This window comes from Rathayibacter sp. VKM Ac-2835, assembly GCF_013266705.1.
Classification (GTDB): domain Bacteria; phylum Actinomycetota; class Actinomycetes; order Actinomycetales; family Microbacteriaceae; genus Rathayibacter.
Map to the genome: position 1 here is coordinate 949944 of NZ_JABSNQ010000002.1, position 17484 is coordinate 967427.

Consider the following 17484-nt stretch of genomic DNA (forward strand, 5'->3'; position numbering starts at 1 on the left):
GGCGCGCCGCCCGGGTCACTGCCCGGAGTCGGCGGGTTCGGGCTGGCAGTGCGGGCACCACCAGGTGCGCCGCTGCTCCGGGTCGTTGCGGACCTCGGCGCGGACGAGGATCGTCGTCCCGCAGCGCAGGCACGGCCGGCCGGCGCGGCCCGCGACCCAGTGCCGCTCGCCGCGACGCGTGTCGCCGGTGGTGGTCTGGAACATCCCGGGCACCGTGACGGATGCGCGCAGGCCCCGGGCGGCGGTGGCGACCAGGGCGCGGACGTCGACGGTGCCGACGGGCCGCCAGGGGTAGAGCCCGCGGAGGAAGCAGACCTCGTTCGCCCAGAGGTTGCCGAGGCCCGCCATCAGGCGCTGGTCGAGCAGGGCGGCGACGACCGGCCGCTCGGGCACGCGGGACAGGCGGGCGACCGCCTCCTCCGCGCTCCAGTCGGCGCGGAGCGGGTCGGGACCGAGGTGGCCGATCGCCTGCGCCTCGTCGCGGGTGGGCAGCAGCTCGACGACGGGGAGGTCGATGCCCCAGAGGGCGACCCCGTCGTCGAGCTGGAGCCGGACGCGGACGTCCTTCTGCACGCCCCGCGGCACGGAGCGCCCGGGCGAGGTGACCGTCCAGGACCCCTGCATCCGCAGGTGGGTGTGCAGGGTCAGACCATCGGAGAAGCGGGTGAGCAGGTGCTTGCCGTGGGTGTCGTGCTCGAGGATCCGCAGACCCTCGAGGGAGGAGCCGGCGGCGTCGCCCGAGCGCAGCTCGCCGTCCGCCACGGTCCGGCCGTCCGCCGCTCGCCTCAGGCGGGCGGCGAGACGGTGGACGCTGTCTCCCTCGGGCATGCTCCGCACTCTAGGAGCCGAGACCGCGCGACGTCAGGGGTGGCGCGACGAGGGCGGGCCCGCTTCTCAGCGGACCCGCCCCCGCGGTCGGTCGTGCCTCGGCCGGCGGGCCGACGCTCTAGCGGGCGCTGTACGCCTGCTGGTACGTGCGCTCCGTGCCGTCCTTCGCGGTGACCTCGATCGTCGCGGTGCCGGCCTTGATCGGGCGGAGCACCGTGAGGTAGGAGGTCGTGAACGACTGGCCGGGCTTCACCGAGCTCTTCGTCCGCGTGCCGTAGGGCGTCGAGATCTCGATCGCGACCGCCTCGGGGCCGTTGTTGACGGCCGTGACCGTCAGCGTGCGGAGCACGGCGAGGCGCGTGGTCTTCGCGCTCGTCGCGACGTCGATCACGGTCGCCGGCGCGGTCTCGGGCAGGTCGAGTCCGACGACGACCGGGTCGTGGTCGCTCGAGCGGTACGCCGAGGAGTCGTAGAAGATCGTCGCGTTGTAGTCGTAGCGGCTGTACTCCAGCGCCACCGACTCCCCGCTGTTGATGTTCCAGGTGTCGACACCGGTCACGGTCGCGTCGGCCGCCGGGGAGGCGAAGACGTGATCGAGCGAGCCGACCGCGCCGTCGAAGGAGTAGGAGTACTTCCCGTCCTTCGCGCCCTGGTCGACGTAGCCGGCATCGCGGAGGACCTGGATCGGGTCCTCCTGCGAGTAGGCGTTGAAGTCGCCGAGCAGGTAGACGAGGTCCGTGGCCTTCTCGGTCTGCAGGCGGTCGGCGAACGCGACGAGCGCGGTGGCCTGGTCGACGCGGGAGGCGTTCGAGGCGCCCTGGCCGTCGCCCTGGTCGGCGTCGACTCCGGAGCCGGAGCCCTTCGACTTGAAGTGGTTCACGATAGCGACGAACTCGCTGGCGCTGTCGCCGATCAGGCGGAACTCCTGGGCGAGGGGCTTCCGGGCGTTCGAGAAGGCGACGCCGTCGTTCAGGATGACCGACTCGCCGACGGGCTCGATGACGGCCTTCTTGTAGATGAACGCGGTGCGGATGACGTCCTCGTCCGCGATGGCCGGGACGGCGGCGGGCGAGGGCACGTACGCCCACAGCTCCGAGCCGGCGGCGGTGTTGAGCGCGGCGGTCAGGGTGGCGAGGGCCTCGTCGCGCGGCTTGCCGAACTTGGCCGAGTTCTCGATCTCCTCGAGCGAGACGACGCCGGCGCCGAGGCCGTTGATCGCGGTGACGATCTTGGCCTGCTGGCGCTCGAGGTCGTCCGCGTTCGCGGCGCCGCGGGCGTCGCAGCCGCTGTTGACCGTGACGGGGTCGCCGTCGCGGTCGGTGTAGAAGGTGCAGCCGGTGATCGAGTCACCCGTGGTGGAGAAGTAGTTCAGCACGTTGAAGGACGCGATCGAGAGGTCGCCGCCGACGGCCTCGGGGGCCGCCTCGCGGGTGTTCGCGAAGGTCGCGGGCTGCACGGTCGCGGCGTTCTCGACGGTCAGCTGAGTCGTCGGCTGGAAGGACCAGCCGCCGTTGCGGTAGTCGAGGACGACCGGGGTCGTGAAGGTCGCCGGGGCGCCCACGCGGATCGGCTCGGTCGGTGTGAGGTAGGGCAGCGGGATCGCCTTGTTCGCGGCCGCGCCGAGGAAGTTGATCGAGGCGCCGTCGTCGAGGACGATCGCGCGGGCGGCGTTGTCGGCGACGACCGCGGCCAGCTCGGGCGAGCCGGGGCGGGCGACCTCGGTCGGGGTCAGCAGCGGCGAGTCGCCGGCGGCGAGGCCGACGGAGCCGAAGCTGTTGAGGTCGAAGGTGTCGGTCACGGTGAACGCGCCCTGCGGGGCGATCAGCATGCTCTCGAGCGTCTCGCGCTCCTCCGTGGAGCGGGGGAGGCCGACCGCGGCCGGGACCGGAGCGGCGGCCGGGGTGTCGAGCTTCTCGACGGTGGCGGCCGAGGTCGGGGTGAGCTCGGTGAGGCCGTTGAACTCGCTGACGGCGCCGGTGATGCGCAGGCTGTCGCCGATCGCGACCGCGCCGACCGAGGCGGAGGAGTAGACGAAGACGGCGTCGGAGGCGGTGCGGCCGCTGGTCTGCGCGCCGGTGCCGGCGGTCTGGATCACGTAGCCGCTGTAGCCGCCGGTGGCGTAGCGCGCGGTGACGACGCCGGTGGTGGTGACGGTCTGCCCGACGAGCGGGGACGCGGCTCCGGTGCCCTGGATCTCGGCGATCGAGACGGTCGGCGCGGTGGTGGGCGGCGTCGTCGGCGGAGTGGTCGGCGGGGCGGTCGGGGTCGCGGTGGGGGTCGGCGTCCCGGTCGGCGCGGGCGTCGGCTCCGGGGTGCTGCCGCCGGCGGCCTCGGGGGTCATCGCGCCGACGGTGAAGTCGGCGGCGTTGGAGTCGGTGTCGCCGGTCGCGGTGTCGGCGCGCGCGATCGACTCGGTCAGCGTCGGCGCGGTGGCGGCCGCCGACTCGAAGGTGTTGGAGGTGCCGTAGCCGAGGAGGTCGAGGACCGCGTCGGGCTGCTCGGCGGTGCCGGTCGGCGGGGCGACGAGGGTCGCGGTGCCCTCGACCAGGAAGAGCGTGCCGCCCGCGGCCGCGATGTTGAGGCCGTTCGCGGTCTGGTCGGCGGCGGGGAGCGGCGCGCCGTTGGTGCCGTTGCTCGCGCCGGCGATGAGGAAGTGGCCCTCGGCGGGGACGGTGCCGGTGAGCGCGACGGTCGTCGTCGGGTTCGCCGTGCCGGTGGCCGAGCGGTACTGCAGCGAGAGGCCCGAGAGAGCGACGTCGGCTCCGGTCGGGTTGTAGAGCTCGACGAAGCGGTTGGTGTAGGTCGCGCCGGCCGAGCCGCCGCGGGCGAAGACCTCGCTGATGACCAGCTCGTCGCCGCTCGGTGCGGCGGTGGCGGGGGTCGCGACCAGCGGCGAGGCGACGAGGGCGAGACCGGCGAGGGCCGCCAGCGCGAGGCGCCTCCTGGGTGAACCGGCGCGGGGCCTGTCCGCGAGGAGGTCGGGGGAGTCGGTCATGTGGTGGTCCTCTCGATCGCCGCCCCGGGGAGCGGTGGTGCGTCACCGCACGTCGACGGCGACCCTCGCCCCTGAAAGGGGCACAGTGAGCCACGCTATGCAGTGCGGGTGCCCGGCCTGTGAACCGGACGTTTCATGAACGTAAACTCACCCACCGACATCGGGACCGGAGGCCCGTCTTCGCGGCCTCCGTCCGGGAACGCGCGCCATGATCAGGGGATGATCTCCTTCGAACTCGCCAGGGCGCTGCGGACGGCGGGGCTGCGCTGGGCACCGGTCACCGGCGACCGCTTCCGCATCGAGCGCGAGGGGTTCGACGGCGACGTCTTCACCGTGAGCGACATGACCATCGAGCCGCACGAGTACGAGACCGGCACGGTGCTCGGCTTCAACGGCACGACCGAGTGGGCGCTCGACTCCGTGGCGCTCGACGACTCGCTCTGGCTGCCGCGCGAGGACCAGCTGCGCGAGCTGCTGCGCGGGACGTTCCGCTCGCTGCGCCGCACGGCGCCGACGGGGGCGCCGGTGCGGTTCGCCGTGACGGCCGAGCTCGGCGGCGAGGAGCGCGTCTTCGAGGACGAGATCGCCGAGAACGCCTACGCGGAGGCGCTGCTCGCGCTGATCAGCTCGGTCGCGGTCGACCTCGACGACGTGGACGAGCTGGTCTGAGCCGACCCTCCGGGCCGGTCGGGCTCAGGACGCCGCCTTCTCGGTCGCGGCGTCCTCCTGCTCGGTGGGGGCCTTCTTCGCGGCCGGCTTCTTCTTCGGAGCGATCTTCTTGGGCGCAGCCTTCTCGGAAGCGGCCTTCTCGCCGTCGTCGGTCTTCGCGGCGCTTTTCTTCGCCGGCGCCTTCTTGGCGGCGGTCTTCTTCGGCGCCGAGTCCTCGTCGGCCGAGGCGTCGTCGTCCGCCTTCTTCCGCGTCGCCCGCTTCTTCGCCGGCGCCTTCTCCTCGGAGTCCGCGGACGCCCCCGCCTTCGCCCCGCGGCTGCGCTCGACCGAGCGCTTCAGCGCCTCCATCAGGTCGAGCACCTCGCCGCCGCCCTCCTCCTCGGGCTTCTCGCCGAAGGTCGCGGAGGTGTCGAGGGCGTCGCCCTGCTCGATCTTCGCGTCGATGAGGGTGCGCAGCTCGGCCTGGTATGAGTCCTGGAACTTCGACGCGTCGAAGTCCTCCGAGTAGGAGTCGACCAGGTGCGAGGACATCTCGAGCTCTCGGGCCGCGATGCGCGTCGTGCCCTCCAGCGCGGGGAACTCGACCTCGCGCACCTCGTCGGCCCAGAGCAGCGTCTGCAGCATCAGCAGCTTGCCGCGCACGCGCAGCGCCGCCAGCCGCGTCTTCTGCCGCAGCGCGAACTCGACGATCGCGGTGCGGTCGGTCTCCTCGAGGGTGCGGCGCAGCAGCACGTAGGCCTTGGGGGAGGAGGAGTCGGGCTCGAGGATGTAGGCGCGGTCGAACATGATCGGGTCGACCTGCTCGCTCGGCACGAACTGCACGACGTCGATCTCCCGGTCGCGCTCCTCCGGCAGCGCCTTCAGCTCGTCCTTGGTGAGCACGACCGTGCGCTCGCCGTCGTCGTAGGCCTTGTCGATGTGGTCGAAGGTGACGACCTCGCCGCAGATCTCGCACTTGCGCTGGTACCGGATCCGGCCGCCGTCCTTGTCGTGCACCTGGTGCAGGGGGACGTCGTGGTCCTCGGTCGCGCTGTAGATCTTCACCGGCACGTTGACCAGGCCGAAGGTGATCGCGCCCTTCCAGATGGCTCGCATGGCCCCAGTGAACACCGTGCGCCGCCGCGGCGGGAAGCCCTGCCCCTCCCGCGAGATGCCACTTGTGAGCGCGACACGCCGAGGGATCACGTCACAAGTGGCATCTCGCGGGGGGCGGGAGGGGCGGCACTCGACGTCCTTTCGGGCGGCGGGTGTCGAATGGGCGGCGATGACTGACGAGAACCGGCCCGCCGACAGGCTCCGCGCCGCCCTGACCGCTCCCGACGCGTCGTCCCGGCTGCAGGCCGCGATGACCGCGGGCACCCGACCCGCCGACGAGTACGCCCCGGTGCTGGTGGCGCGCTGCGCGGTGGAGCCCGACTTCGGGGTCCGCGAGATGCTCACCTGGGCCCTCACCCGGCACGAGCCCGGCGTCACCGTCGACCTGCTGCTGCCCGAGCTCGAGTCCGAGACGCCGCAGGCCCGCAGCCAGGCGCTGCACACGCTGTCGAAGGTGGGCGACCCGCGCGCGTTCCCTGCGATCACGCCCGCGCTGCTGCACGACGAGCAGCCCGCGGTCGCGCACGCGGCGTGGCGCACAGCCGCGCGGCTGGCGCCGGAGAGCGAGCGGCCGGCCCTGGCCCGGCAGCTCGCGGAGCACCTCGGCGAGCGCGACCGGCCGGACCAGCGCGCCCTCACCCGCGCGCTGCTTATGCTCGGCGACGCCGCGGCCCCCGTGCTCGAGGCGGCCGCGCGGTCGGAGGAGGACCCGCGCCGCTTCCACGCCCTCGCGACCCTGCGCCTGCTCGCGGACCCGGACGAGGACGTCGAGGAGGCCTTCGCCCGCGCCCGCCGGCCCTGACGGCGCGCGACACCTCATGCTGATCGAGTAGCCCGCTCAGCGGGCGTACCGAGGTCCACCAGCGTCGGAAGTCGAGTCTGCAGTCCCGCCCTGCTGACGACGGCGGGTCTCGATACGCCCCTGCGGGGCTGCTCGACCAGCATGAAGAGGGCCGCCGCGTCGGCCTTCTCCACACCACCGAAACGCGAAGCGGCCTCCTCTCTCCGACGCCCGAGAACGGGTGAGGCGTCCCGCCCCCGTCGAGGCGTCCTGCCGGAGCGGGACGGGTCGACCGGAGCGGGACGCCTCGGCTGGTGCGGTGGCGGCTAGCCGCCGATGAGCACGCCGCGGTCGGCGAGGTACTCGCGGATCAGGCGCTCAGCGCTCGCCCGGTCGGTGATGCCGTAGCGGTCGATGATCTGCTTCACGTAGGGGCGGGCGATCGCCTCGGTGATGCCGAGCTCGGCCGCGATCTCGCGCGGCGAGAGGCCGGCGGCGATCAGTCCGAGGACCTGCTCCTTGGTGGGGAGCACGAACGGCGGGGTGCTGGGCTCCGGCTCCGGCGTGGTCGGGTCCTTCTCGGCGTCGATCGCGGAGGTGTCCTCGGCGAACGAGGCCGTCACGAAGGCGATCGCCTTCGAGGTGATGCCGAGCGCCTCCTGGTTGATGTTCGCCAGGTCGTCGCCGGCCGAGTGGTAGTTCGGGTCGTGCGGGATGCCGACGGTGCCGCCGAAGAGCGCGAACTCCTCCTCGGTCTTGATGTCGTCCGCACCGGTGAACAGGCCCGAGGCCGGGATGCCGGCCGAGATGAAGCCGTCGTAGTCGCTGCGGCCGTCGAACGCGGTGTCGATCCACGGCTGGTCGATCGAGTCGAAGTAGTCCGTGAACGCCTTCTCGGTGGCGATGGAGCCCGCGGGCACCTCGACCGGGGCCTCGTAGGTGGACTCGTTCGCGTCGTAGACCGAGACGACGTAGTTCGGCGAGGCGACCATGTCGAAGTTCAGGTAGGTCGCGATGTCGCCGGCCTCCTCCTCCGAGAGCGAGTCGACGTAGGTGTACGAGCCGACGAGCCCGACCTCCTCGGCGCCCCACCAGGCGAAGCGCACGGCGTTGGTCGTCTCGCCCGCGTCGGCGAGCTGCACGGCGGTCTCGAGGAGCGTCGCCGATCCGGAGCCGTTGTCGTTGATGCCGGGGCCCTCGGGCACACCGTCGAGGTGTGCGCCGAGCATGACCACGTTGTCGTGGTCGCCGCCCGGGGTCTCGGTGATGATGTTGAAGGTGTCGGTGTCGGTGGTCGTCTGCTCGAGGACGAGCGTCGCCGTCGTCGGCAGCGCAGCGATCAGCGACTGGCCCTCCTCGAGGGTGACGCCGACGGAGGGGATGTAGCTGTCGTCGGGTGCGCCGAGCGTGCCGTTCAGCGGCTCGCCGGGAGCGTTGTTGTAGATGATCACGGCGGAGGCCCCGGCGGCGCCGGCAGCGGCAGACTTCTCCGAGAAGCTGCACGTGCCGCGGCTGACCAGGGCGACCTTGCCCGTCGCGTCGAGTCCGGCCCAGGCGTCGGCGTCGCAGCCCAGCGGGTCGACCGGCTGGATCAGCTCGCCCGTGACACCGCCCTCGGGAGTCGATGGGGTGAACGACATCGGGATGCCCTCGACCGCGGGGGTCGTGGTCAGCGAGAACTCGTCGATCGTCTGGGTGGTGGTGGTGAAGTCCTGGCGCTCGGTGGTGTAGCCGGCGGCCTTCAGCACGGCCTCGACGTACTGGCCGCTGAGCTCGTAGCCCTCGGTGCCGATCGCGCGGTTGCCGTCGTTGGCGTCCGCGATCGCCTGGAAGGCCTCGAGGTGGGTCATGATGCCGTCGACCGTCACCGTGTCGGCGAAGTCGGCGGGCTCGGCGGCGCTCGCCGCGGGAGCGAAGGCGAAGCCGGCGACCAGCGCGCCGGCGCCGATCATCGCGGCCGAGCCGAGGAGTGGACGCCGACGTCGTGCGCCGGAGGTGTCTTCAGTAGCGGGGTGAGCCACAGGTGGTCCCTTTCGTCGAGGGCGGCGGCCGTCGGACCGACGGTCTCCGTCGCTCTCGCTGTGCTGAGAAGCGACGGTGCCCTCTGCGAGCGTATTCACAGGCCGGGCGCGAAAGACACCCCTTCGCGGCACTTGTCACCGCGCGGAAACATGGCCTGTCGTGAGCGGCCATGCACGGAGTCAGGCCGTGGCGTCGCTCTCGGCCCACTCGCGGAGCATCGCCAGCGTCTCGGCGGGGCGGTCGCGCTGCGGACTGTGGCCGGCGCCCGCGACCACCGCGTAGCGCACGCGCGGATTGCCCTGGAGGACCCGCGCGGCGACGGACGGCGGGAACATCGTGAACACCTGCGGGTCGCCGCCGAGCACCAGCACGGGCGCCCGGAGCGTCGGCACGTCGGCCAGCAGATCCCACGGCTCGTTGTCGTCGATCGTCGCGGCGACGGCGGCCGGATCGGCGGCGTGCGCGGCCCGGAGCTTCTCGGCCCGATCGCGCTCGTCCCAGTGCGGCTCGGCCGCCGCGAGCTCGTCCGCGGTGACCGCGAGGGCGGCGACCTCGCCGGCCTGGACCCCCGCCCGCTCCGACTCCTCGAGGCGCAGCACCGGATCGAGGAGCACCAGCCGCCGCGCCCAGCCGGTGTCGCGCGCCGCTGCCCGCACCGCCACGGCCCCGCCCAGGGAGTGGCCGACGACCAGGTCCCAGGCCCCGCCGGGCGCGCGCAGGGCGAGCGCGTCGTCGGCGTAGTCGTCGTGCCGGGAGGAGCCGCCGCGGCGACCGGTGCCGTGACCGCGCAGATCCGGGGCCGTCACGCTCCAGCCGGCGGCGGTCAGCGCCGCGGCGACCCGCCACCAGGTGCCGGAGGCCCCGCCGAGTCCGTGCAGGAGGAGGGCGGTTCTCGTCTCCGGGGCTCGCGTCGTCATGCCGACAGGCTAGGGCGCGTCAGTCCAGGCTCGGGTCGCGTCCGGTGCGCTCGCCGGTCGCGAGTGCGCGGATTCCTGCCAGATCGTCGTCGTCGAGGGTGAAGCCGAGGACGTCCAGGTTCTCCCGGATCCGCGCGGGCGTCACCGACTTCGGGATCACGACGACCCCGTGCTGCACGTGCCAGCGCAGCACCACCTGCGCGGGCGAGACGCCGTGCTTCGCGGCGATCGAGGCGAGCACCGGCTCGTCGAGCAGGCGGCCGCGGGCCAGCGGCGACCAGGCCTGGGTCACGATGCCGTGCTCGGCGTCGAAGGCGCGCAGCTCCTCCTGCGGGAGGCGCGGGTGCAGCTCGACCTGGTTGATCACGGGGACGACCTCGGTCTCGCCGAGGAGGCGCTCGAGGTGCTCGATCGCGAAGTTCGAGACGCCGATCGAGCGGGCTCGGCCCTCCCGACGGATCCGCTCCAGCGCGCGGTAGGTGTCGACGTAGCGGTCGCGGGAGGGGATCGGCCAGTGCACGAGGTAGAGGTCGACGTAGTCGGTGCCGAGCAGCTCCAGGCTGCGGTCGAAGGCCTCGAGGGTCTCATCGAAGCCGTGGTCGTCGTTCCAGACCTTCGTGGTGACGAAGACCTGCTCGCGGGGGAGGCCGCTGGCGCGGATCCCCTCGCCGACGCCGCGCTCGTTGCCGTAGAGGGTCGCCGTGTCGACGTGCCGGTAGCCGGCCTCGAGCGCGGTCGCGACGGCACGGGCCGCTTCGTCGTCGCCGACCTTGTAGACGCCGAGCCCGACCTGCGGGATCGCCCGCCCGTCGTTGAGGGGGATCAGGGGAACACTCATCCCCCCATTCTTCCCCCTCCGCGAGATGCCACTTGTGAGCACGACACGCCGCGGAAACCGGTCACAAGTGGCATCTCGCGGAAGCCGTCAGAGGTGCCCGTGCTCAGAGGTGCCAGTGCAGCTCGCCGTGCGGGCCGACGCGGACGGTGTCCTCGATCAGCGCGGCCAGGCCGGCGACGCCGAAGAGCAGGCGGCGGTCGTCCCGCGCGGCCTGGCTGGAGTGCACGAAGCGGCGGACGGCGAAGTAGTCGTCGTGGCCGGGCTGCAGCCCCTCGACCATCCCCTGCTCGCCGAGGCCGCGCAGTCCGCGGCCCGGTCGGCGGGCGGGCCCGAGGCCGAGCCAGAGCGTGCCGGTCTCGAGCAGCACGACCGTGCTCGGCACGATCGCGCCGGAGCGCAGGCGCCGCGCGGTGATCTGCCAGCCGAAGCCGAGGTGGTGCACCCGGATCGGATGCGGTCCGCGCCAGGCGTGCGAGGGGTCCTCCGCGCGGTAGTAGACGGGGCTCGGTCGGAAGGAGCCCTGCCAGAGCGCCGCGGCGAGCTCGCCGGCCCATTCGGGCGTCTCGGGGTCGGCCCAGGGGTCGAGGACGTGCGCCTCCTCCGCCTCGCGCTGATGCTGGCGGACGAGTTCCTCCGCGTCGTCGCGCAGTCCCATCGGCGGCCCCTCCGTCTCCTCGGCGAGCCCCACCCTAGGGGGGACAGCCTGGGAGCTTCAACGGAGCCGGGTCGGAGCCGGGTGGGAGGCGCCTCCGCGAGAGAGTCGTCGAGGGCGACGACTCAGGTCGGCAGCTCCACCGGCTCGGTGTCCGGCAGCGGGCTCGCGTCGCGCCCGCGCAGGTCCGGGTGGAAGCGGCGGCCGAGCGCCGGGACGACGAAGCCGACGAAGGCGAACACCGCGGCGACCACGATCGCGGCGGTCGGGCCCGACCGGTCGATCTGCACGCCGGCGATGGCCGAGCCGAGCGCGGCTCCGATCAGCTGGCCCGTGCCGACCCAGCCGTAGGCCTCCGCGGTGTCGGAGAACTTCACGCTCGAGGCCGTGATCGTGAAGAGCGCGGCCAGGGCCGGGGCGATGCCGACGCCGGCCAGGAAGAGCGTGATCGAGAGCCACCAGAAGTCGGTCGAGAACGCCGCGAGGCCCATGCCCACGGTGACGATCAGCATCCGCCGCGCGGTCGCCCAGCGGCTGATCGGGATGTGGCCGAGGGTGAGACCGCCGAGGAGCGAGCCGGCCGCGAAGATCGCCAGGACGACGCCCGACTCCACGCCGCCCTCGCCGAAGACCGCCACGACGCCGGCCTCGACCGCGGCGCAGGCGCCGACCAGCAGGAAGCCGACCACGGTCGCGAGCAGCACCGGCGGCTTGGTCAGCACGACGCCGAGTCGGCGGCGCGAGCGCGGGATCCGCACCCGGCCGACCTCGGGCGAGGCGATGAACCAGATCCCGCCGCCGACGAGGAAGAACGCGGCGGTGAGGATGCCCGCGACGGTCGAGATCTGGATCGAGACGAACGTGGTCAGCACCGGGCCGAGCACCCAGATGATCTCCTGCGCCGAGGCGTCCAGCGAGAACAGCGGGGTCAGCTGCGAACTGGGCACCATCTTCGGGTAGATCGTCCGGACCGCCGGTTGCACGGGCGGCATGCTGAGGCCCGAGACGAAGCCGATGACGACGAACTGCCAGATCTCCAGCGGGAGCAGCGCCATCGCGATGATCGCGGCCGCGCAGACGATCAGGGTCGCGGTGAGCACGCGCCGCATCCCGAGCCGGCCCATCAGGCGGCTGGTCAGCGGACCGGCGATCGCCTGGCCGATCGACATGGAGCCGAGCACGAGGCCGGCCGCGGCGTAGGAGTCGTGCACGCGCTCCACGTGCAGGAGGAAGGCGAGCGAGAGCATCCCGAACGGGAAGCGCGCGGTGAGCTGGGCCGCGATGATGCGACCCACGCCGGGGGTTCTCAGGAGTTCGGTGTAGCTGCCCACCGGACGACACTAGCGGCCCGCGGCGGCCCGCCGGCGACGGCCGCCGAACCGGTCGGCGGCGACCTCGGTCAGCCCGCGAGCACCTTCCGGATCCGCTGCAGCGACACGCTCTCGACAGTGCCCAGGCTCTGCGCGAAGAAGCTGATCCGCAGTTCCTCGATCAGCCAGCGGGCGCGGACCAGGCGCTCCGGCGCGTGCGGCGGCAGCGGGATCGTGCCGCCCGAGGAGCGGTACAGCTCCTGTGCGGCCTGCACCTCGTTCAGCCAGACCCGGTCGCGGCCGACGTTCTCGCCGATCTTGGCGAAGCGCTCGGTGATGCCGGCGAGGTAGCGCGGCAGGTGACGCAGCCGCTCGAGCCCGGTCGCTGAGACGAAACCCGGGTGCACGAGGCCGGTGAGCTGCTCGCGGGCGTCGGTGAGCGCCGGCAGCAGCGCCATGCTCGTCGAGGCCTTGAGCGCCTTCTCGACCCCGCGCGCTGTGGTCAGGATCGTGGTGACGGTCTTCACGGTCTCGAACATCGAGTCCATCACGCTGCCCGAGACCCGGTCGCGGACCGCGTCGAACTCGGCGCGGAGGAAGAGCATGCCGTCCGGCTTCATCCGCCAGAGCACCGCGTCGACGCAGGCGAGCAGGCAGTCGCCGAACAGCGCCGTCGTGTTCTGGTACGGGCTCTGCGCGAGCACGAGCTTCTCGTTCGCGGTCAGGTACTGCTGCACGTAGGCGACCGGGCTGGGCGTCGCGAGCAGCAGCAGCCGGCGGACGCCGCGCGGGTGCTCGCGCGCCTGGTCCTCGGCGGTCGCGAGCAGGCGGATCGAGACGGAGTCGCCGTCGTCGATCAGCGCGGGGTAGGCGCGGATCGTGTTGCCGCCCTGGCGGGTGTCGGTGACGCGGGGGAGCTCCGCCATGTCCCACGTCTTGATCCCCCGGCGCTCGAGGGCGTCGGGCACGCGCGCCTCGACGACCCGGGCGACCTCGTCGCGGACCCGGCCGCGCAGGCGCTCGGCCAGCGGGGCCAGCTCCTTGCCGGCGGCGACGGTCCGGCCGCGCTCGTCGGCGATCGCGAAGGTGACGCGGAGGTGCGCGGGGATGCGCTCGAGGTCGAAGTCGGAGGCGTCGATCACGACGCCGGCCTCGCGGCGGATCGCGCCGGCGAGGGTCGCGGCGAACGACTCGGTCGGCGGGTTCGGCACGTCCTGGGGGAGGGCGGCGGTGAGCTTGCGCGCCCAGTCGTTCGCGGGGACGACGTTCCGGCGCAGGTGCTTGGGCAGCGCCTTGATCATCGCGGTGACGAGCTCGGCGCGGAGCCCCGGCACGAGCCAGTCGAAGCCGAGCGGGGTGACGCGCGGCAGCAGCGCGAGCGGCACGTGCACGGTGACGCCGTCCTCCTCCGTGCCCGGCTCGAACCGGTAGGAGAGCCGGAAGCGCTGGTCGGCCTGGCGCCACTGGGTCGGGAACGCGGTCTCGTCGATCTGCTCCGCGTCCTCGGGCAGGAGGGTCTCCTGCGTCATGGTCAGCAGATCGGGCTCGTCGTGCTGCGCAGTGCGCCACCAGGAGTCGAAGGAGCGGACGGACGTGATGTCGCGCGGGACGCGGCGGTCGTAGAAGTCGAAGACGGCCTCGTCGTCGACGAGCAGATCGCGGCGGCGGGTCCGCTCCTCGAGCCGCTCGAGCTCGGCGCGCAGGGCCCGGTTCTTGCGGTCGAAGGCGTGCCGGGCGTCCCACTCGCCTTCGACGAGCGCATGCCTGATGAAGAGCTCGCGGGCGTAGCCGGCGTCGATCCGGGAGAACTGCACGCGGCGGCGGGCGATGATCGGCACGCCGTAGAGCGTGACCTTCTCATAGGCGACGGCCGCGCCCTGCGCCTTCTCCCAGTGGGGCTCGCTGAACTGCCGCTTCACCAGGTCGCCGGCGATCGCCTCGGCCCAGGCCGGATCGATCGCGGCGTTGGAGCGGGCGAAGAGCTTGCTCGTCTCGACCAGCTCGGCGCTCATCAGGGCGTCGGGCTGCTTCTTCGCCAGCGCGCTGCCGGGGAAGATCGAGAACTTCGCGTTGCGGGCACCGACGTACTGGACGCTCTGGCGCTCGCGGTTCTTCGCCGCGCGTTGGGCCTGCTGCGAGGTGGTGTCCTTGATGCCCAGGTGCGAGAGCAGACCGGCGAGGAGGCTCCGGTGGATCCCGTCCGGGTCGACCTTCGGCTCGCCGAGTTCGAGCTTGAGCGGCCGGGCCAGCTGGCGCAGCTGCCGGAAGACGTCCTGCCACTCGCGCACGCGGAGGTAGTTGAGGTACTCGGCCTTGCAGAGCCGGCGGAAGGCGCTGGAGGAGAGCTCGGCCTGCTTCTCCTCCACGTAGTTCCAGAGGTTGAGCAGGGTGAGGAAGTCGCTAGTGGGGTCGACGAAGCGGGCGTGCTGCTGGTCGGCCTGCGCGCGACGCTCGAGCGGGCGCTCCCGGACGTCCTGGATCGTCAGCCCGGCGACGATCGCCATCACCTCGCGGCTGACGTCGTGCTTGCGCGACTCGATCACCATCCGGCCGAACCGCGGGTCGATCGGCAGCCGGGCGAGATCCCGCCCGATCCTCGTGAGCTGAGGCGCCTTGTCGGCCCCCCGCGAGATGCCACTTGTGACGGGTTTCTTCGGCGTGTCGCCCTCATGAGTGGCATCTCGCGAGGGGGAGTCGGCGGGGGAGGCGGGGGATCGGAGGGCGCCGAGCTCGGTGAGGAGATCGAGACCGTCCTTGATGCCGCGGGAGTCGGGCGGGGTGAGGAACGGGAAGCCGGCGATGTCGCCGAGGCCGAGCGAGATCATCTGCAGGATGACGGCGGCGAGGCCGGTGCGCAGAATCTCCGGATCGGTGAACTCGGGGCGGCGCTCGAAGTCCTCCTCCGAGTACAGCCGGATCGCGATGCCCGCACTGGTGCGGCCGGAGCGGCCGGAGCGCTGGTTGGCCGACGCCTGCGAGATCGCCTCGATCGGCAGGCGCTGCACCTTCGAGCGCGCGCTGTAGCGCGAGATGCGGGCGGTGCCGCCGTCGACGACGTACCGGATGCCGGGCACGGTGAGGCTGGTCTCGGCGACGTTGGTGGCCAGGACCACCCGGCGGCGGACGCCCGGGGTGCGGCCGCGCTCGAAGACGCGGTGCTGATCGGCGGCCGAGAGCCGGCCGTAGAGGGGGAGGACCTCGGTGCCGGGGAGGTTCCGCCCGCGGATCGCGTCCTCGGCGTCGCGGATCTCGTTCTCGCCGGAGAGGAAGACGAGGACGTCGCCCTGGTCCTCGCGGGCCAGCTCGGCGAGCGCGTCGGCGATGCCGGTCATCAGGTCGCGGCTGCCGCTGGTGGCGTCGGGGACGTCGGTGTCGTCCTCCTCCTCGGGCTCCTCGGCGACGAGCGGGCGGTAGCGGATCTCGACGGGATACGTGCGGCCGGAGACCTCGATGATCGGCGCGGGCGCGCCCGAGGCGTCCCGGAAGTGCTCGGCGAAGCTCTGCGGATCGATCGTCGCGGAGGTGATGATCAGCTTCAGGTCCGGGCGGCGCGGCAGCAGCCGGTGCAGGTAGCCGAGCAGGAAGTCGATGTTGAGGCTGCGCTCGTGCGCCTCGTCGATGATGATCGTGTCGTACCGGCTGAGCATCCGGTCGTGGTTCATCTCGTTCAGCAGGATGCCGTCGGTCATCAGCTTGATCCGGGTCGACGCGCTCGCCTTGTCGGTGAAGCGGACCTGGTAGCCGACGAGCCCGCCGACCTCGTCGTCGAGCTCCTCCGCGATGCGCTCGGCGATCGTGCGGGCGGCGATGCGGCGCGGCTGCGTGTGGGCGATGCTCTCGCGGCCGAGCTCGAGGCAGATCTTCGGCAGCTGGGTCGTCTTGCCGGAGCCGGTGGCGCCGGCGACGATCACGACCTGGTGGTCGCGGATGGCGGCGGCGATGTCGTCCCTGCGCGCCGAGACGGGGAGTTCGGGAGGATACCGGATGCTGAGGACGTCTGACATGAGCCCTCCATCCTACGGCGCCGTGACATGATGCCCAGGTCCTCCCGCGGAATCCCGCGGGACGCCGCTCCCGCAGCGCGGACCGAGCAGAGAGCCGAGTGTGAGCACGCAGTCCCTCCTCGTGATCCTCAACATCGTCCTGCTGATCCTCGCGATCCGGGGCGTGCTGGCGAACGGGCGGCTGTCGAAGGTCGCGAAGGTCGGCTGGGTGGCGCTGATCGTGATCCTCCCGTTCGCGGGGAGCATCGCGTACCTGGTCTTCGGCCGGCGGGCGAGCGGCGGCGGGTCGCCGGGGCCGCAGCGGCCGACGGGGTGGTTCTTCGAGCGCTGAGGCGTCCTTCGGCGTCTGACGTGCTGACGGGTGGGGCGGACGCGGTGCCTCGTCGCGGCTCCTTCCCGCGCGCCTGCGGCGCGCCCGCCAGACCCGAGCCAGGAGCCGCGACGAGGCACCGCGTCCACCCCGCCGGAGGCGAGGGTGGGCGCCGAAGGGGCGTCCATTCCTTCGGGATGAGACGGAGTCGAGGGAAGGAGGATCGGCGCGGTCAGTGCGTGCCGGCGCCGACATCGGGGGCGGTCAGGGGGTGCTCCGCCAGGGCGATCGCCTGGTCGCGGGTGAGGTGTGCCGGGAAGTTCACCGCGGCGAAGCGGCCCGTCGGGTCGTCGCGGGAGGTGGGCGGCTCGATGCTGCTGCCGCGCAGGAGCTCGAGCACGGCCTCCTGGGTCCGGCCGGTCGTCAGGCGTCCGAGGCTGTCGCGCAACTCCAGGAGGATCGTCTGGCCGGGGGCGTGGAGCTCGATCGCGACGCGCTTCGAGCGGCCACCGGTCGGCCGTCGCTGCGCCGAGGTGAAGGCGGCGAACGGGGTCGTCCGTGAGCGGACGCGGACGGTGCGGGCGGACAGGTCGGCGTACGGGGTCGGGTGCCGGACGGCCATCAGCGTGCCCATCATGCCGAACAGGACGACGGTCAGTGCGGCGAGGACGGCGATCCGAACGCCGAGCTGGACGCCGTCGACGAACACCCCGACGAGGTTCCAGGCGGGGATCGCGAGCACCAGCATGCCGATCACGATGCTCTCGCTCGGTGTCTTCGCCCGCGTGAACCAGTTCCACTGCGTGAGGGGGACCTCCTTCGATGACTGCTCCGTGCGCATCCGCCCGCCTCTCCTGCTCGGGCCACCCTACGATTCCGGGCGGGTCCGCGTCACTCGGTGCGGGGTGGGGCGGAGGCGGTGCCTAGGTGCGGGGTGAGGCGGAGGCGGAGCCTCGTCGCGGGGAGGCGTCCATCCCTTCGGGATGAGACTCGACGTCGTCAGCGGGGCGGCTGCAGTCATGCTGGTCGAGTAGCCCCGGAGGGGCGTATCGAGACCCGCCGG

General features: G+C 72.5%; 13 protein-coding genes. 3 read left to right on the forward strand and 10 right to left on the reverse strand.

Annotated elements, in window-relative coordinates:
- Positions 1 to 15 precede the first annotated feature (15 nt).
- Both HRK28_RS20600 and HRK28_RS12210 read right to left on the reverse strand, forming a co-directional pair.
- Positions 16 to 828: an Fpg/Nei family DNA glycosylase gene (locus HRK28_RS20600; protein WP_173251718.1), complete on the reverse strand. Its 813-nt coding sequence runs from the start codon at positions 826 to 828 to the stop codon at positions 16 to 18.
- A gap of 118 nt (positions 829 to 946) precedes the next feature.
- On the reverse strand, positions 947 to 3823 hold the full coding sequence (locus HRK28_RS12210; protein ID WP_173251720.1) for an ExeM/NucH family extracellular endonuclease: 2877 nt from the start codon (positions 3821 to 3823) through the stop codon (positions 947 to 949).
- Positions 3824 to 4042: 219 nt separating this feature from the next.
- Between HRK28_RS12210 and HRK28_RS12215 the strand changes: the two genes are divergently transcribed.
- Positions 4043 to 4492 carry a hypothetical protein gene (locus HRK28_RS12215; RefSeq protein WP_173251722.1) on the forward strand — a complete coding sequence of 150 codons (450 nt, stop codon included), beginning with the start codon at positions 4043 to 4045 and terminating at the stop codon, positions 4490 to 4492.
- Between the two features lie 24 nt (positions 4493 to 4516).
- On the opposite strand, the gene HRK28_RS12220 is transcribed toward HRK28_RS12215, so the two are convergent.
- Complete coding sequence (locus HRK28_RS12220) at positions 4517 to 5587, reverse strand: Ku protein (RefSeq protein WP_173251724.1); 1071 nt, start codon at positions 5585 to 5587, stop codon at positions 4517 to 4519.
- 169 nt (positions 5588 to 5756) lie between these two features.
- Between HRK28_RS12220 and HRK28_RS12225 the strand changes: the two genes are divergently transcribed.
- Positions 5757 to 6389 (forward strand): HEAT repeat domain-containing protein, encoded by a 633-nt coding sequence (locus HRK28_RS12225; protein WP_173251726.1) that lies wholly within the window; start codon positions 5757 to 5759, stop codon positions 6387 to 6389.
- A 305-nt stretch (positions 6390 to 6694) separates the two neighbouring features.
- On the opposite strand, the gene HRK28_RS12230 is transcribed toward HRK28_RS12225, so the two are convergent.
- The 6 genes from HRK28_RS12230 to hrpA all read right to left on the reverse strand — a co-directional run bounded on the left by HRK28_RS12230 (position 6695) and on the right by hrpA (position 16111).
- Positions 6695 to 8320, reverse strand: coding sequence for a M28 family peptidase (locus tag HRK28_RS12230; protein ID WP_173251728.1), 1626 nt, complete (start codon positions 8318 to 8320; stop codon positions 6695 to 6697).
- Between the two features lie 249 nt (positions 8321 to 8569).
- A complete protein-coding gene (locus HRK28_RS12235; protein ID WP_173251730.1) occupies positions 8570 to 9307 on the reverse strand; it encodes an alpha/beta fold hydrolase in 738 nt (245 codons plus the stop codon).
- 19 nt (positions 9308 to 9326) lie between these two features.
- Positions 9327 to 10145, reverse strand: a complete 819-nt coding sequence (locus HRK28_RS12240; protein ID WP_173251732.1) for an aldo/keto reductase — start codon at positions 10143 to 10145, stop codon at positions 9327 to 9329.
- A 103-nt stretch (positions 10146 to 10248) separates the two neighbouring features.
- Positions 10249 to 10800, reverse strand: coding sequence for a hypothetical protein (locus HRK28_RS12245; protein ID WP_160090471.1), 552 nt, complete (start codon positions 10798 to 10800; stop codon positions 10249 to 10251).
- A gap of 122 nt (positions 10801 to 10922) precedes the next feature.
- Positions 10923 to 12128, reverse strand: coding sequence for an MFS transporter (locus HRK28_RS12250; RefSeq protein WP_173251733.1), 1206 nt, complete (start codon positions 12126 to 12128; stop codon positions 10923 to 10925).
- Positions 12129 to 12196: 68 nt separating this feature from the next.
- Entirely contained in the window at positions 12197 to 16111 is a 3915-nt protein-coding gene (gene hrpA, locus HRK28_RS12255) for an ATP-dependent RNA helicase HrpA (protein ID WP_173251735.1), read from the reverse strand.
- 100 nt (positions 16112 to 16211) lie between these two features.
- Here hrpA and HRK28_RS20205 point away from each other — a divergent pair, with 100 nt between their 5' ends.
- Entirely contained in the window at positions 16212 to 16442 is a 231-nt protein-coding gene (locus HRK28_RS20205; RefSeq protein WP_160090468.1) for a PLD nuclease N-terminal domain-containing protein, read from the forward strand.
- A 211-nt stretch (positions 16443 to 16653) separates the two neighbouring features.
- Here HRK28_RS20205 and HRK28_RS12265 read toward each other — a convergent pair whose 3' ends face one another.
- Positions 16654 to 17262: a hypothetical protein gene (locus tag HRK28_RS12265; RefSeq protein WP_173251737.1), complete on the reverse strand. Its 609-nt coding sequence runs from the start codon at positions 17260 to 17262 to the stop codon at positions 16654 to 16656.
- Positions 17263 to 17484: the final 222 nt, after the last annotated feature.

What these genes read in the sequence shown, in the direction of transcription:
- HRK28_RS20600 (WP_173251718.1), bottom strand. Translation starts at nt 828, where the DNA reads ATGCCCGAGGGAGACAGCGTCCACCGTCTCGCCGCCCGCCTGAGGCGA.
- HRK28_RS12210 (WP_173251720.1), bottom strand. Translation starts at nt 3,823, where the DNA reads ATGACCGACTCCCCCGACCTCCTCGCGGACAGGCCCCGCGCCGGTTCA.
- HRK28_RS12215 (WP_173251722.1), top strand. Translation starts at nt 4,043, where the DNA reads ATGATCTCCTTCGAACTCGCCAGGGCGCTGCGGACGGCGGGGCTGCGC.
- HRK28_RS12220 (WP_173251724.1), bottom strand. Translation starts at nt 5,587, where the DNA reads ATGCGAGCCATCTGGAAGGGCGCGATCACCTTCGGCCTGGTCAACGTG.
- HRK28_RS12225 (WP_173251726.1), top strand. Translation starts at nt 5,757, where the DNA reads ATGACTGACGAGAACCGGCCCGCCGACAGGCTCCGCGCCGCCCTGACC.
- HRK28_RS12230 (WP_173251728.1), bottom strand. Translation starts at nt 8,320, where the DNA reads ATGATCGGCGCCGGCGCGCTGGTCGCCGGCTTCGCCTTCGCTCCCGCG.
- HRK28_RS12235 (WP_173251730.1), bottom strand. Translation starts at nt 9,307, where the DNA reads ATGACGACGCGAGCCCCGGAGACGAGAACCGCCCTCCTCCTGCACGGA.
- HRK28_RS12240 (WP_173251732.1), bottom strand. Translation starts at nt 10,145, where the DNA reads ATGAGTGTTCCCCTGATCCCCCTCAACGACGGGCGGGCGATCCCGCAG.
- HRK28_RS12245 (WP_160090471.1), bottom strand. Translation starts at nt 10,800, where the DNA reads ATGGGACTGCGCGACGACGCGGAGGAACTCGTCCGCCAGCATCAGCGC.
- hrpA (WP_173251735.1), bottom strand. Translation starts at nt 16,111, where the DNA reads ATGTCAGACGTCCTCAGCATCCGGTATCCTCCCGAACTCCCCGTCTCG.
- HRK28_RS12265 (WP_173251737.1), bottom strand. Translation starts at nt 17,262, where the DNA reads ATGCGCACGGAGCAGTCATCGAAGGAGGTCCCCCTCACGCAGTGGAAC.